The 15,479-nt window shown below is 70.5% G+C and carries 12 protein-coding genes and 2 pseudogenes; 2 read left to right on the top strand and 12 right to left on the bottom strand.

Annotation, left to right across the window (positions count from 1 at the left end):
• The first annotated feature begins 191 nt into the window (after positions 1–191).
• Positions 192–3,608: a helicase HerA-like domain-containing protein gene (locus tag AB0H32_RS00520; protein WP_361111821.1), complete on the top strand. Its 3,417-nt coding sequence runs from the start codon at positions 192–194 to the stop codon at positions 3,606–3,608.
• An 864-nt stretch (positions 3,609–4,472) separates the two neighbouring features.
• On the opposite strand, the gene AB0H32_RS00515 is transcribed toward AB0H32_RS00520, so the two are convergent.
• Entirely contained in the window at positions 4,473–5,378 is a 906-nt protein-coding gene (locus AB0H32_RS00515) for a replication-relaxation family protein (RefSeq protein WP_361111818.1), read from the bottom strand.
• A gap of 398 nt (positions 5,379–5,776) precedes the next feature.
• Between AB0H32_RS00515 and AB0H32_RS00510 the strand changes: the two are divergent.
• Positions 5,777–6,617 (top strand): annotated as a pseudogene (locus AB0H32_RS00510) (FAD-dependent oxidoreductase); the annotation flags it as partial.
• A 54-nt stretch (positions 6,618–6,671) separates the two neighbouring features.
• Here AB0H32_RS00510 and AB0H32_RS00505 read toward each other — a convergent pair.
• From AB0H32_RS00505 to AB0H32_RS00455, 11 genes and pseudogenes are all read right to left on the bottom strand, one after another.
• Entirely contained in the window at positions 6,672–6,890 is a 219-nt protein-coding gene (locus tag AB0H32_RS00505) for a hypothetical protein (protein WP_361111815.1), read from the bottom strand.
• Between the two features lie 161 nt (positions 6,891–7,051).
• Positions 7,052–7,741: a DUF305 domain-containing protein gene (locus tag AB0H32_RS00500; protein ID WP_361111812.1), complete on the bottom strand. Its 690-nt coding sequence runs from the start codon at positions 7,739–7,741 to the stop codon at positions 7,052–7,054.
• Complete coding sequence (locus AB0H32_RS00495; protein WP_361111809.1) at positions 7,738–8,394, bottom strand: DUF3105 domain-containing protein; 657 nt, start codon at positions 8,392–8,394, stop codon at positions 7,738–7,740. The genes AB0H32_RS00500 and AB0H32_RS00495 overlap by 4 nt, the downstream gene beginning before the upstream one ends.
• Before the next feature lie 110 nt (positions 8,395–8,504).
• Entirely contained in the window at positions 8,505–8,933 is a 429-nt protein-coding gene (locus AB0H32_RS00490; RefSeq protein WP_361111806.1) for a hypothetical protein, read from the bottom strand.
• Between the two features lie 53 nt (positions 8,934–8,986).
• Entirely contained in the window at positions 8,987–9,202 is a 216-nt protein-coding gene (locus tag AB0H32_RS00485) for a hypothetical protein (protein WP_361111804.1), read from the bottom strand.
• Positions 9,203–9,247: 45 nt separating this feature from the next.
• A pseudogene (locus AB0H32_RS00480) lies at positions 9,248–9,427 on the bottom strand (CopD family protein); the annotation flags it as partial.
• Between the two features lie 557 nt (positions 9,428–9,984).
• Positions 9,985–11,262, bottom strand: coding sequence for a vanadium-dependent haloperoxidase (locus tag AB0H32_RS00475; RefSeq protein WP_361111801.1), 1,278 nt, complete (start codon positions 11,260–11,262; stop codon positions 9,985–9,987).
• A gap of 238 nt (positions 11,263–11,500) precedes the next feature.
• Positions 11,501–11,929, bottom strand: a complete 429-nt coding sequence (locus AB0H32_RS00470) for an ATP-binding protein (RefSeq protein WP_361111798.1) — start codon at positions 11,927–11,929, stop codon at positions 11,501–11,503.
• Between the two features lie 892 nt (positions 11,930–12,821).
• Positions 12,822–12,956, bottom strand: a complete 135-nt coding sequence (locus AB0H32_RS00465) for a hypothetical protein (protein WP_361111795.1) — start codon at positions 12,954–12,956, stop codon at positions 12,822–12,824.
• A gap of 342 nt (positions 12,957–13,298) precedes the next feature.
• Positions 13,299–14,087, bottom strand: a complete 789-nt coding sequence (locus tag AB0H32_RS00460; protein WP_361111792.1) for a zf-HC2 domain-containing protein — start codon at positions 14,085–14,087, stop codon at positions 13,299–13,301.
• 25 nt (positions 14,088–14,112) lie between these two features.
• Complete coding sequence (locus AB0H32_RS00455; protein WP_361112227.1) at positions 14,113–14,715, bottom strand: sigma-70 family RNA polymerase sigma factor; 603 nt, start codon at positions 14,713–14,715, stop codon at positions 14,113–14,115.
• Positions 14,716–15,479: the final 764 nt, after the last annotated feature.

The raw sequence follows: 15,479 nt of genomic DNA, 5'->3' as shown, positions 1-15,479 counted from the left end.
TGCCGCGTGGCGGCATCCGACCAGCACGTCGGCCCCGCGGCCCGCCGTGCCACGAGTGAAGCCTGCCGTCGCGGGAGGCCGCTGATCCGCCGCGAAGGCGACCGGCCACGGCGGCCCTGCTCCCTCGTCGGCGACACACCGGTCCTGCATGCGCCGCAGCCACTGACGACCCCACGCAAGCCGGAGCCACGATGACGTCCAAGACCCCAGCCGTCCACGGACCGCTGCCTCAGCCACCCGTACACCCCCACGGGCCCGGGAGTCCGACCGCTGCCGTCGACGCGCTGGTGGGGTCGGCCGGCTTTGCCGAGGCCGTTCCGCATCTGCTGCTCGGCCTGCTGGAACGCCGCTACCTCACCGACTTCGATGCCACCCGGTGGACCGTCAAACCGCCATCCGGGGACGGGTCCCGGCCGCTGCTGCACGAGATCCGCGCCCTCGGCCGTCCGTCCGCCGAGACGGACTGGGCCGCTGCAGTCCCGCACGTCCTCACCGCCTGCCACAGCGGCGGCCATCTGCTCAGTGTGGCGGTCCACGGTGACGGGATCAGGCACCGCATCCACTGGGGCGGGCGTCGGCTCGCGGGCGTCTCCAGGGGCTCCACCGAGGACTTCCTGCAGGGCCAGGCCGGGGTGCTGCGCGCCCACGTCCCGGGACTCGAGCTCGGCCCTCCCGACTCGTTCGAGAAGGGTTCCCACGCTGAGCTGGCCGCGTTCGTCCGCACCGCTCCGGCCCTCGCCCTGATCACCGGCATTCCCGCTCCCGTCCACGGCCGCAGTCCCGCCCCGTTCCAGTCGCTGGACCGCCTCGCCGCAGCCGTCGGTGCCCGCCGCTACGCCGTGGTGGCCGCAGCCGAACCCCTCTCCTCCGGGGAGCTCGACCGCACCCTCGACCAGTGTCGTCGCCTGCGCAGCGAAATCCACGCCCTGGTCCGGCACACCGTCGGCAGCCAGCAGGTGGAGACCAGCTCCACCTCCACCACCGAGGCCGCCGGATCCGAACCGGGCCTGTCGACCTGCCTCACCGCCATCGCGGTGTTCTGCTCCCTGGCCGGCATCTTCCCGGCCGTGCGCCCGCTGGCAACCGCGGCCCCCTCGGTCCTCCAGATCGCCTCGATCACCGGCGGCCCGCGTAACACCACCCAGTCCAAGGGCGTCTCGAGCCACCACAGCCACAACGCGGAGCTGCTGGACGCCACCGCCGAGGCCTGCGAGAAACTGCTCCAGCAGCACATCGACCGGCTGGAGACCGCCCGGGCCCAGGGCTGGTGGCGCACCGCCGTCTACCTGGCGGCCGAAAGCGAGGGCACCCTGGAGTCCCTGGCGGGGGCGCTGCGCGGCACCTGCAGCGGCGAAGCCACCGCCCTCGACCCGCTGCGGGTGCTGCGGCTGCCGCCGGCCACCCTCCGCAATGCGGCCCTGCATGGCCGCATCCTCCCCCTGGCGCCCGCGTCCGGTGGCATCGGACATCCCCTGGGTCCCGCCTTCGACGCCCTGGCGACCTGCCTCACCTCGGCCGAACTCGCCGTCCTGGTGGGCCTTCCACGCGGGCCGATGGCCGGACTGCCGATGCGTGACGTCGCCGAGTTCCCCCTCTCCGCTCCGCCACCGGAGCCGAAGGCCGTGGCCATCGGCCGTGTCACCGACGCCCAGGGCGGTGAGTACCAGCAGGTCACTGTCTCAAGCCGGGCGCTGAACCGGCATGTTTTCATCACCGGAATGACCGGGTACGGCAAAACCACCACCGCCAAGAACCTGCTGGTCGAGGCGTACACCGAGCTGGGCGTGCCGTTCCTGGTCATCGAGCCGGCCAAGGCCGAGTACCGCCAACTCGCCCAGCACCCGGCCCTCAAGGGCAGACTGCGTGTCTACGGCATCGGCCCGGACGCCCCGCTGCCGCTGCGGCTCAACCCCTTCGCCCCAGTCGCCTCCGTGCCGCTCTCGCGTCATATCGACCTGCTCAAGGCCGTTTTCAACGCGTCATTCCCCATGTTCGCCGGCATGTCCTACGTCCTTGAGGACGCAATGCTCGAGGTCTACGCCGAGCGTGGCTGGGATCTGCACACCTCCGCCAACGAGCTGCTCGGCGCGCGGCCCTCCGCACCGGACGTCGCCGCGCTCACCCCGACCATCAGGGAACTCCAGGACAAGATCGAGGAAGTCCTGGAGCGGCGCGCCTATGGACGCGAGGTCCACCAGAACCTCGGCGCCGCACTGCGCTCCCGGTTGGGCAGCCTGGTGGTGGGCGCCAAGGGCATGGCACTGGACACCCGCCGCTCGGTGCCGGTGGAGGACCTCTTCGCCCGGCCGGCCCTGATAGAGCTGCGCAACCTCGGCGACGACGAGGAGAAGTCCTTCGTCATGGCCCTGCTGCTGTGCCGCCTGTACGGGTACGCCGAGTCACGTGCGGGGGCACCCATGCCGGCAGGCGAGGAGCTGCGCCACCTGACGCTGATCGAGGAGGCCCACCGGCTGCTGCGTGCCGCCCGGCCGCCGTCCGGTGCCGAGACCCCCGACGCGCAGGCCAAGGCGGTGGCGATGTTCACCGACATGCTGGCCGAAATGCGGGCGTACGGTGAGGGCTTCATCGTCGCCGACCAGGTGCCCACCAAGCTTGCGCCGGAGATCGTCAAGAACTCCAACGTCAAGATCCTGCACCGGCTGGTCGCCGCCGACGACCGCGCGGTCGTCGCCGCGACGGTCAACCTCACGGAGCAGCAGAGCCGCCATCTGGCCACTCTGCCGCCCGGTGAGGCCGTCGTCCACGACGAACGGATCGGCTCCGCGGTGCTGGCCAGGATGCGGCCGCCCGAGCCCTTGGCCGTGCGGGTACAGGGAGCGCCCGGTGCACCGGCCGAGGCCGACCGGGCGTATCTGCACCGACACGGCGGCTGCCGCCGCTGTCCTGCGCCCTGCACGGTGCTGCACCTGGCCGACCGGGACAGCGCACGAGCCGCCGCGGACCAGGCCCTGTCCCCCTTCTTCGACCGTCTGCTGCTGGGCACACCGGAGCAGCTGTGGGAAGCTTGGACGGCCTGGCGCTCGTCCGTGCCCGCGGGAGGCCTGGCGTACTGCACCTATGCGCAGGCCGCCAGACGTCGGCTGGACGGCCTCGGGGTAGCCGACCGCGGTGCCGAGTTCCTCGAGCGTGACCGTGCCGCCCGGATCCTGGCGCGACTGGGGGAGGGCTGGCTGAAGGCGGAGCAACTCGACAGATCGGCATGTGAGCTGCTCTCCGAGATCCGTGCGGACCTGAGCCGGACCATCGGCTCCCGCCCGCCCCGTGAGCTGCCCGGCTGCGCCACCTGCCCGAGCCGCTGCCGGGTGCTGCCACTCGTCGCCCCGGCCGTCCCGGCCCTCGCCGCATCCGTGAGTGCCTGCGCGGACCGCCCGGTCCCCCTCGACACCCGACTGCGCCAGCTTGATGCGCTCGCCGAGGAACACCTTCCCGACGCCTGCCAGATACTCCCCGAAGGCCAGGGCCGACGATCGCTCCTCTACTGCATGATCGTCAACGCCGCTGCCGCAACCTCCCGTGGCCGACGGCCGACCCCCGCCAACGACGCCGCCGCCGAAACCCTCGCTGCGCTGCGCGGCGAGACCCTGTGAAGAGACAGTTCCAGCGCACGACGACCTCGCGGTGCCGAGCCGTTGGCCGCGCACTGCCACTGCGCACAGCCGTCACCGACCAAGGCACCGGTTACGCATCGTGGAGGAGCTTGGGCAGATCGATGTCGGTGCGAGTGACTGCGCAAGCTGCGTCTGCGCACAGCCCGCGTCCTCGGTGCTGCTGCACACCATGCACCAAGGAACAGTTGCGCATGGTTGGCCGGGTCGGCGTTGGCAGCTGTGCTGCACGGCAATGGGCTTGGACGAGGTGACGGCCGCGAGTGGTCTGGCCGGATAGGACGGCGACGCCGAGCTGAGGGGCTCGGTCGCGTAGGCGGTGGCGGTGACCGGCGGCAGACGCGGCAGGCATACGTGGTGCCGCATCGTGTCGAGTTGGGCGCTCGCGGTCATCGCAGCAGCCGCCGCGTCGCCCAGCTTGTTTTCCAGGGGACGTGGTCGAACTCCGGTCAGAACGTGTGCTTCCTGGCCTTGAGGAAACCCGCAGGCCGACCAGACCACCGACCATGAGACCCCGACCAGGGTCACAATGGGAGTACGAGGTCCGTGGTCGGGGTCATGGTCTGGGCCGGCCATTACCCCGACCACGGCCAGCAGCGGGCCCGTTCGCTGTACGAGTCCCTACGCGCCGTGGGACTGGTGGCTGCCACGGCCGCTCTGCACCGTCGGCCGGGGGCATGGGGGGATGAGCGGTTTCGGCCGGATCTCGCATGAGGCGAAGGGGCTCTTCGGCTCCATCAGTGATCACCGGGAGGGCTGGCAGGTGACGGTTGCCGCGCTGATCACCTACACATCCAGACGCTGAACCAGAAGCGCTACTCGCGTACGCGTGCAGAGTCGGAGTGCCTACAGATGCCGGGACTGGCTCCAGCTGACGTAGCTGTCGGGGTTCTGGACGGAGTGCCAGACGGGCGCGGAAGGGCCGTGCTGGAGCAGGTCGGCCCGCGGCGCTGCCAGGACGGGGACGTCGCGCAGGAAGCCGGATAGCGCCGGATCGGCGGCGGCTGCGCGCAGGGCCTCGATACGGGTTGCGACACCGGCGGGGCCGGTACGGTCCAGGACGAACAGCAGTCGTGGGAACAGGGGGTAGCGCTTGCGCCATTCCTCCCGCGGAGGCTTCTGGCCGGCCAGCCGATGCCGTGCGATGGGCACCGGCACATAACGGTGGAGGCGGGCGTAGGCGGTGAGCTTCGCGGCAAGGCGCTCGGGGCCCATGGTGGCCCGGTCGACCTCCACGAACGCCCGCAGCATCGCACCGCTGTCGCCGTCTTCGCTGCCGCGCCGGTAGAACATGAGGGCGTCGGGGAACACGGCCCCGCGGCTCCCGAGCGGGTGGTAGGCCTCGGGCATCCAGTCCAGCGGCCGGTGCAGCTCGCCGCGGCGGCGGGCGTCCTCGAGGAAGGCCGGCGCGGTCTCGGTCACCGTCAGCGCGTGACCGACCCGCAGGCGCGCGGCGGTCGGATCGGACGCCGTCTTCGACGGCCTCACCCCCCGCAACTCCGGCCACTCCGAGGCGATCTGCATGCCGTACCGGGTGGGAAACCACACCCGCAGCCGTCCCGAGCGGGGCAGGGTGATGCGCTCGACCAGGCCCTCATCGCGCAGCTTGGCCAGTCGGCGTCGGGTCTGCTCGATGCGCGTCTGGGGAGCCATGACCCGGTGCATCTGCTCGGTGGTGGCCATCCGGTACTGCACCAGTACCGCCAGTGCCGGCCGGTCGCCGCTGCCTGTGTCCACGTGGGTCATCGCCATCCGTTCGCTTCCCGTCCGGCGCAGCGCCGTCCTTGCGCCGCGCCCACCGGACAGGCCAGCAGCTGGCCCCGGCCAGACCACCGACCACGAAGGCCCGACCACGATCACGATGCGACAACGCCTCTGCCGACGGGGCCGACATCCCCACCGACAGCCGTCCGCCGCTCTCGCGCATCGGCCTGAGAACGTGCAGGTCACCATGCTTGCCGGGGCGTGGTCGGGAGCCCGACATCCCCTCTTACGCCCCCGACCACGCCGCCCACAGCAGGAGGAAAGCGGGTGGGGGTGGGGCAGGCCGGCCGGGTGACGGGCGAGGGGATCGGGCGCCTGCTGGTTCCCTCGCGCGCGACGGCGGGGCCGCGCGCGACGCCGGGCAGTCCAAGCTGCCCGGGCGGTGAAGCCGGGGAGAGCGGCCGGTCTGTTTCGGCGCGGAGATGGTCGACGACGACATCATCGAGGCCGACCTCACCGGGGACATCAAGACCGTCACCGACAGCTCGGGCACCTTGCGCCGCGCGAAGACCGTGATCGTGGCGACCGGCTCCGGCTACCGCAAGCTCGGCCTGCCCAAGGAGGACGAGCTGTCCGGCCGCGGGGTGTCCTGGTGCGCGAATGGTGACCTGCACGTTCTCAGGCCGATGCGCGAGAGCGAGACATCCCCACCGACAGCCGTCCGCCCCTGCGACGGCTTCTTCTTCCGTGACCGCGACATCGTGGTCGTCGGCGGCGACACCGCCATGGAGGAGGCGACCTTCCTCACCCGCTTCGCCCGCTCCGTGACCGTCGTCCACCGGCGCTCCACGCTGCGTGCCTCGCAGGTGATGCAGAACCGCGCCTTCTCCGACGACAAGATCTCCTTCGCCTTCGGCACCGGGATCGCCGAGCTCAAGGAAGCAGACGGCAGGCTCACCGGCCTCGTCCTGCGCGACGTCCTCACCGACAGGACCCGTGACCTGGACACGACCGGCCTGTTCATCGCCATCGGCCACAACCCGCGCAGCGAGCTGTTCAAGGGCCAGCTCGACCTCGACGACAACGGCTACATCCAGGTCGCCTCGCCCACCACCCGCACGAACATCCCCGGAGTCTTCGCCGGGCGACGTCGTCGACCACTCCTACCGCCAGGCCATCACCGCCGCCGCCAGCGGCTGCGCGGCGGCCCTGGATGCCGAGCGGTACCTCGCGGCCCTGAGCGACGGCCGTCCCAGCGGGGCTGAAGCAGTCGTCGCCACCGTCTGAGGCACACAAGGGCTGGAACCGGTGCGGCACGGACAAGGTCGGCGCGCGGGACGGCTAGGGGGCGGTGTTCCAGTCGTACGGTCCGCCGCCGCGCCATTCGATCAGTTCGGGGTCGTCGATGGCCTTGTCCTCGTCCGGCACGCCCGCGCGGCGGAGGAACTCCAGTACGTCGAAGAGGCTGTAGGCGGTGCCCACGGACTTGCCGTGGATCGTGACCCGTCGGCTGCCGTCGGGCGCGGGCGGGAGCACGACCACAGGGGGACGCTGGTCCATGGCACCACCATGCACCGCAACCGGGCGGCGTGCAGCACGGCGGCCACGAGTGGCTGGACAAACGCCGAGCGCGCCTCGCTGGTCCCCTCAGCGGCCTGACCAGCCGTAGGACGAGGGCCCGGATCAGTGAGTGATCCGGGCCCTCGCGGAGGCGTCCTCCGTCATCGCGGTGCCGAGCCGCGCTCCCGTAGCAGGTCGGCCATGACCTTCATCTCGGACTGCTGGGCGTCGACCATGCCCTGGGCCAGCTTCCGCTCCTGGGGAACCGTGCACTGCCGGGCGCAGGCCCGGGCCATGTCGATGCCGCCCATGTGGTGGTCGTACATGAGCTGGAGGTAGAGGATCTCCGCCTGTTTGCCGTTCAGCTTGCCGAGCTGGCCCAGCTCCGTGTTGGTGGCCATGCCGGGCATCAGGGAGCCGTCCTTGATCCGGTGGTCCATGTGACCGCCCTGCATCCACGTCATGTAGCCGTCGGGGGAGGTCACGGGCAGGTTCCACAGGTCGAGCCAGCCGAGCAGCATGCCGCGCTGGTTGGCCTGGGTCTGGGCGATGTCGTAGGCGAGGCGGCGGACGTCCTCGTCGGTGGTGCGGTCGCGGACGATGTACGCCATCTCGACGGCCTGCTGGTGGTGGACGGCCATGTCGCGGGCGAAGCCGGCGTCGGCGGAGCCGGCCGTGGGGACGGTGACCGCCTTGGTGTTGTCGCTGCTGGTGGCGGCCAGGAGCCACAAGGCCAGCGCGAGGGCCACCAGGATCGCCGCGCCGACGGTCAGCCACCTGCCCAGAGTGCGGCTGGGTCCGTCGGCGGCGGGGTCCGCCACGTCCGGGGACGTCACGGTCGCAGCGGTCATGACGCGGTCAGCCCGTTCGTGCAGGCAGCACCCGGCTCGGGGGTCTGCGGGCCCTGGACGTACTTGGTGAGGAACTGCGCGACCCTGGGGTCGGAGGCCGTTTTCACACTGAGCTGGTGGGCCCAGGCGCTCAGCACGATGGTTCCGGACTGGGCCTTGTCCGGGCTCATCAGCGTGTACGGGGTCGTGGAGACCTTGTCGGCGAGGGTCTTGATGTCGGCCTTCGTCGCCTTGTCGTTGTACGTGACCCAGACCGCGCCGTGTTCGAGGGAGTGGACGGCGTTCTCGTTCGGGACGGCCTTGGTGTAGACGTTGCCGTTGCAGGTCAGCCACACCGGGTTGTGGTTGCCGCCGACGGGCGGGTTCATCGGGTAGCTGACCTTGCCCTGGACGTGGTTGCGGCCCAGCTTCTTGACGTCCCAGACCTTCTCGCCGGATATCGGCTTCGCGGCCTCGGCGGCCTTCTGTTCCTTCTTCCGGTCGGCGTTGTCGACGGCGTAGGCGCCCCAGCCGACCAGACCGGCGACGATGACCGTACTGAGGGTGATGGTGATGATGCGGTTGCGGCGTTCGCGGGCTTGTTCGGCGCGGCGCATCGCCTCGATGCGGGCTTTGCGGTCGGCGGCGGCCTGCTTCTTGCTGGTCTTGGACATGGCGGTGTGTTCCTCGTCCCCGCCGCGCGGAATCGTCGGGCGGCGGTGGGTGCAGGGTGGATGGACGGACGCTGTGGGCCGCGCGCGTGAGCGCACGGCGTGGCGTTCGTCTACGTCCGCTGCACCTGGAGGACGTGCAGATCGGGAGCGCCGCGTGTGGGCGTGAGGCCGAGAGAACAGGTGAGGGCGGCAGGGCCGGGATTGCTTGGGATACGGGGCAGGACCGCCGGCGCGGGCTGCGCCGGAGTGGGGAGCACCGCCCGGACACCGTGCGCTTCCTGAGCGCAGCACATGTCGCCGCCAGGGACGTCGCCGGGCTGTGTCGCCGTCACCGTGCAGTGCTCGGCCGGGTGGCCCGACGGTGTCTGGGTGGCCGCCATGGAGGTCATGGGCGCGGCGGCCAGGTCACTGGCGGCATGGGCTGCGGCACCCAGGCAGATCACCAGCATCGTGAGCAGCACGGCCAGGGCAGGACACAGCGCCGCGGTCCGCGTGGTCCGCCACGCGTCGCTGGGCCTGTACTGCGGTCGGCTGGTCATCGTGGTGATGTTAAGCGGTATCTGTGAACGCTCTTTCGGTTGGGCTCCAGTTGTCAGTGCTGATGCCCCTGTTCTTCCTCCGACTCCGGGTCGACGAAGGTGCGGGTGACCAGGGGGTTGGGTGCGGTCAGCTCGACGATGAGCCGGCCGGTGCTGGCGCGGGCGCTGATGCCGATCTCTCCTGCGCGGGTGCCGGCGGGCAGGACCGGGTCGGGTCTCGGGGGTGCGAAGGACAGTGGTCGGTTTGTGTCCGTGCGTGCGCGCAGCACGGTGAGCGTGGGCGCCAGGGCGAGTACGACGGCCAGGGCGGAGGCTTAGGCCCGTGCCGGACGGTGGGGGAGGCGGCCTGGCATCCGGTGCAGGTGGCGGCGGGCTGTGTGGGCGAGGGCGGTGGCCACCGCCACGGGCGCGATCTCGACGAGGAGGAGCTGGCCGTATGTCGAGCTGAAGACGTCGTCGAGCGGGACGAGCAGCAGCGCGGCGATGAGGCCGGTCGTGACGACCGCCTAGGGTCATGTCGACCTGAGCCCATACGTTTCCAGCGGCAGGTCTTCCACCCACCTGCCCAGCCATCAGCGCCTGATCAGCCGAGACAGAACAAGCACGGAAGGAGCAGGGAGGCCCGCGCCCCGACCGGTGCTGGGCCTCCGTCCGACGATGGCGAAGAGAGACGGTCCACGGCCCCGCAACCTGAGTCAGCATCTGCGCGCCGACCGGCTTCGAGTGTTCGTCGGCCGCACTGCGGAGCTGGTTGCGTTCCGCTCGGCGCTGCGTGCGTCCGACTCCCACGAGTGCTGTTCCTGACCGGTCCGGCCGGGAACGGCACAGTCGACACTGCTACGGCACTTCGCGGACGAGGCCACGACGATGGGGCGCGAGGTGGTCGAGATCGACGGGCGTGGCCGACGCGGCGGATCCGGCGGCATTCGAGGCCGATGCCGCCAAGGTCCTGACCGGTGACGGTGTGATGCTGCTGGTCGACGCGTGGCGCCGGGACCACTGGCTTGTGGCCACTGCCATGCTGTGCACGGTTGTCGCGCGGTGGGGGCGGTCAGAGACGACGCGCCACGAAATCGGCCACCTGGGTGCCGAGTTGCTGGCCCGCGCGGTTGTCGAGGGAGGTGTGCTGGCCGGACCAGATCCGGCTGAGCCACGCTTCGGTGGCGGCGTCCTGGAAGCCGGCGAAGGTTCGAGTGACGCCCTTCGATGTCACCGCGAGATGATGCCGCGCACCGTAGAACCCGGCGAGCGTCGTTGCCGCAGCCTGGCTGAGAGCGCCGTGAGCGCCGGGATAGGACGGATCCGGTGCGGTCGGCAGCAGGGGGGTCCAGTTGGGATCGCCGACGATGCTCGGGTTGTCATGCGTACCGCCGAGCCGGATGGCGGTCACGGGCCGCCATACGCGGTAGGCGTACTTGGCGTCGTACATCGCGATTGTGGTGTCGGCGAGGGACAGGTCGAGCCGGGCGAAGACCTTCACCGCCTTCTCCAGGCTCGCGTTCTGGGAGGTGACAAGGCCCTGCGCGACCTGGTTCCAGACGTTCCAGACGGGTGCTGCCGCCCAGAACTTTGCGGCTGCCGTCTGATCGGGGGTGCGGGTGGTACTGGTCTTGCTCCCCAGGCCCTTGACCTCGTTCAAGGCGGTGGCGTACGCGGCGCCGCTCACGGCCGGCGGCGGTGCCGGGCGGAACTGGCGTCCGCTGGCCAGCACGAACGGCTTGACCGAGCCCCAGTTGGCGAACACCGGTGTCGGGAACTCTGGAGGGGCGGGCCGGTAGTCACCGGCCTTGTCGCCGGGGCGGAACCGCGGCGGCTTGGCTGAGGACCCGTCGTCGGACCGCAGGCTGATCAGTCGGCGGGCGACCTCGGCTCCCACACCCATGCCCGCCTGCTTGCCCGGGCCGCCCGGAATCGCGGACAATTGGCTGCTCAGCCGCTGGTCCACGCCTGCGCGCTTGGCCGGGTACAGGGCGACCAGTACATCGTGGGCTGCCTGGTCCGCTGCGGCATCCGCACGAGCGCCTCCTGGCGCCGACACCGAGAACACGTAGGCGGGGCCGGTCCGGGTGATCGATACCACGGCGTCGTACTCGGCGGCCTGGAGAAGCGCGAAGCTGCGTGTGGGTTGGACGGTGGACGGCTGCGCCTTCGGGTCGCTGAGGATGGTGATGAGTTCGCGGTTCCACTCCACGACCGACATCCCCGACCCCGTCGCGGCGGTGCGCAGGGCCGGCGAGTGAGCGGTGGTGGACCCGAAGGCCGGGCTGGTGAGTCCGGCAGCCAGTGCGGTTCCGGCAAGTATGGCGAGTGTCTTCTGCTTTCCACCCATGTTCAGTGGCTCCTTGTCGCTGGTGGCGGGTTGTGGCAACTGGTGGTCATGCACGTGGCTCATCCGGGCCGGCCACGCGAGCGTGATTGTGTCGGGGCACACGGCTTGTGGGTCGTGAAGGCTCACTCCGCGGGGGCGTCGGGTGACCCGGCGCCGCGGCCGCCCCCGGTAGCCCGTCGCTGTGCTGCAGTGCCGGCCCCGGCAGGGGTGCGCAGCTCGTGCGGAGCGTCTGGCCCGGTCATGGCGAGCACCTCAGGCAGGCGCGGACTTCGCGGCCGCTGCGTGTCTGGCGGATCTCGGTCGACTGGGCGAGGTACTGGACGATGCCGGTGCCACGGCCGTGTTCGTCGGGGGCGATGTTGGGGCGATGGCGCTCTACGGCCGCGCCGGAGTCAGCGACCACAATGTGCAGAGTTTCGTGGTCGAGGGCGAGCAGCAGGGTCATGCTCTCATGGCCGTACTGGGCAGCGTTGGCGGCGAGTTCGTCGACGATGAGAACGGCGGAGTCCCGCTCGCTCACGGGGACACTCCAGGTCTCCAGCAAATCGGCCGCGAGGTGACGAGCCGCGGAGACGTGCGCCTCCTGCGCCGGCAGGGTGAGCTGTGCCTGGCGGCGGCAGGGCCGGTCGAGCAGTGAAGTCGGGCTGGCGGTATCGGTTACCAACATGGTCTTCTGACTCTTCTGTGGATGTGCGGAGACCGGAACGGGGTGACCGCAAATAATTTCGGGGGCGGTCGGTAGGCCGGATCCTGATCCTGCCTGGGCGCGCTCATTCAGTTCCACGGACGACGCATGCCGGACGGTTCGAGCTGTTCGCCTCTTTTGTTCGGATTCTTGAGAGTCGTGTCGATGTCGGCGCCTGTCTGGGCTCAGCCGCCTTTGCCCAGAGCTCGCTGCCGAACGGCCGGACCGGGCACCGGCAGCTCGGTCCCCTCGTCCGTGATCTTCAGGACGGCCTGTGGGAGTGTTGCGCCGTAGAGCGGGGCGGACGCCCCTGCCCGTATCTCGGCTGGGTCGCGGTCCTCGGCGTGCAGACGGGCTGGATCCTCTTCTCCGCGCTGTACGGACTTCGGAGGAAAAGAAGAGTGGTGCACGCCCTGTCGGCCCACTCGTGCATGAAGTCAGCTGCGGACTCGGCCGGTTCGCCGGAGCGGGGGCGAGAGTGACCAGGGCCCGGAAACCGCCGGCGCGTCGCGGGAAGGACCAGGGCGCCGGCTTTCGCCTCCTCCGGCGGACGTTGAGAGATGTGTGCGGCCGGCCCTCGCGCAGCCGTGCCCGCCCGTGCAAGCGGCCGGCATCCGAGGGGCTCGGCGTGGGGTGGTCGGCCTGCCACTGCGGAAGTCGCGTGCCGGAAGCGGGCCAGAGCCCCGCGACCGAGCTGCAGAACTGCCCCGATACCGACGCGGTCCCCCCCCGATGACAGGTTGTGCAGGCGAAGCAGCCGCAGCAGCTGACCGGCCCCGCGATGTGTGGCACCACGGCGGGCAGATCGATCGGGTGGCTGCTTGAACCCGCCCCTGGACCCGCTGGTCGTGCACCCGGATGGTTTTCACCTTGATCAGCCCGGCCGCGGGGTGACCTTTCCCGGCCGGTGGCGGCTGCTTCGACCACCGGCCGCCTCCGTGCGCTTGGTGCCGATCAGCGCCTCGGCCATAGAGGTGCGGGTGTCGGCCTCGGAGGCCGCCGCGCTCATCGGCCGGGAGCTCTTGTCGGACGGTCTCGCCGATCCCGGTGCCGTGCGGTGTGGTGGCATCGGGGGGATCACGAGCGTGCCTGTACAGCCGATGTCACGAGCAGAAACCTCTTCGATGGCCATCGGCCGGGCGTCCTGTGTGCGCTCCTCCAGCCCGGTCCGCCGGTCTTGAGGCGGCCCGGATGTTGTCAACTGTCCGGGTCTCCCTCTCCGCTGAGGGCTCGGCCTTTCGCAGGCGACGTCTTCTTGGCCTCTTGTGCCACCACGCGCTCACACCCGACGGCTGTCGTCATGTCGCCGGGCGGCCGGGCCGTCCAGTGACATGACTGCCCTGGCCTGCTCTTACGCCCGGATGGTGACCAGCTTCTGACCGTTGCCTGCGAGGATCTCAAAATGCTCGATGGCTCCAGGAGACATGGCGACCGCTCCTGGGATCGTGGTGCGGGGAGGGTACTCGCCTGCCCGCCAGGTAGCGCTGTCCGTCCTGGCACCGCCGGGCCCTACCGCCTGCAGTCGGCAGGTGATTCCGGCGGGTGCCCCCCTGGCGGAGATCTCCAGGAGACTGCCCCAGGCAGAGGGTGAGACTTTCACCGAGGCGGAGACGCCGGTGGTGGGGTCGCTTCCGGAGAAGGTGCGCCAGACAGTCGGCGCGGTCGGCCCGGGCGGCCTCGCCTGACTGCCCACGGATCCGATGGTCGCCAGCCATGTGCCGCCGGCCGCTGCTGCGATGAGCGTCAGCGAGGCTGCCGCGCCGGCCAGTTGCAGACGCCAGGACTTGCGACGCCTGGCCGCGGCCTGCTGGAGCAGCCTCTCCAGCACACCCATTTCGGGCGTCTGCGACACCGCGGGCGCGGCGGGCCGTTCGGGCCGGGAGCCCTGCGCGCTTTCGGCCGCCCTTGCCACCAGCCGGTCGGTCAGGTCCCTGTCGGCCGTCGGCACCGCCTGGCCCGAGGCTTCGGCCTCGGTCACCGTCGCCAGCAGCGCAGGCAATCCCGCCAGCTGGGCGTGTTCGGCCCGGCATTCGGCGCATGCCGCGAGGTGGACGCGCACCTGCTCCATTTCCGCCGAGGGCAGCGTGCCCAGGACGTATCCTCCCAGCGTCAGCCGGAGGGCGTCGTGCTCCGCACTCATGGTCGCCGCCTCCTGCCCGCCACGGTCATGGCTCGATCCCCCGTTCCTGCAGCGCCAGCCGCAGGGCGTGCAGGGCGTAGTACGTCCTTGACTTCACGGTGCCCAGAGGGATGCCCAGCACCTGTGCGGCCTCCGCCATGGTCCGGCCCCGGTAGTAGGTCTCCAGCAGGACGGCGCGGTGGTCCGGGGACAGTGACCGGACGGCGTCGGCAACCGCCCAGCTCTGCAGTGCCTGCTCGATCTCGTCCTTGCCCGGTTTCTGCTCGGCGACTCGCTCCAGCGCATCGCCGCCGGCCTCGGCCGGCCTGGACTGCCGGGCCCGGTGGGCGTCGATGACCAGGTGCCGGGCGACCGTACACAGCCATGCCCGGGCCGGGCCGCGTGCGGGGTCGAACGCGGCGGGATGCTGCCACGCTCGCAGCAGTGTCTCCTGCACCACGTCCTCTGCCCATTGCCAGTCTCCTGAGGTCAGTCGCAGTACGTAGTGGAACAGGGGTCCTGCGTGCTCCGCGTACAGAGTGCGCAGCAGTTCCTCATCTGCGGTCGAAAGGGTCCCTCTACCAGAGACACGGTGCGCGGAGCGATCCGGATCGGTCCTTGGACCACGTTTTCGGGAACTCCAGGGCATAAGGCGATCATCACGCATATGAGCCGCTTTGTCCTGTACGAGTAGCTCGCCTTCGATCACGCTCTGTGAGCGTCGGGGGTGGCGCGTCCTTGCGGCGTTACGGCCTCACCAGGATCAAGCATGCGCGGGGCACGGGGTCGGCTGTTCTGTGGCGATCCCGAGAGATCTCACAAAAGGTGCGTATCCACCGAACCGCGGGACCCTCACCGTCCGTGGAGACGGGCAAGAACCGACTTGCGCGCAAATCCTCATCGCTTCCCCGTGCGGCAAAGGAGGGAATGGAGGTGACCGAAATGCACCACGCGACGCACGTGCTCTCGCCACCGGCCACGCTCACCCCGCCCCCGTGCATCGAAGCCGGTGCCGCCTTGCAGCCCCGGCCTGTGCCCAGCACACACCACGGCGATGGCCCTACGCACAGTAATCGGGGGCTGCGCGACCACCGGGGGCAGAGCTCCATCCGGGCCAGCCGGCACCGGGCAGCACCCCACGTCGAGGCGGGCAGCCGGCGCGGCGCAGCACCCAGGCTCGTTCGCCGGGTCCGTGAGGGACGCGTGCCCATGAACACGGCATCCACCACACACATCCCCGCGGTTGCGTGCGCCCGAGCCGGCGCAGTTCCTGTCTCCGTCTGATCAGTGAGGAACGGACACCATGTACTTGAACCTTCGCCCACCAGGTCGGCGATCACGTGCTGCGGCCGGGCTGGCCGTCGCCACCATGGCCACTGCCGGTGCGCTGGGGCTCCTCAGCTCATGCGGCCA

The organism is Streptomyces sp. NPDC020362 (assembly GCF_040642095.1).
Taxonomy (GTDB): domain Bacteria; phylum Actinomycetota; class Actinomycetes; order Streptomycetales; family Streptomycetaceae; genus Streptomyces.
This window is presented reverse-complemented; position numbering and strand designations above follow the sequence as displayed.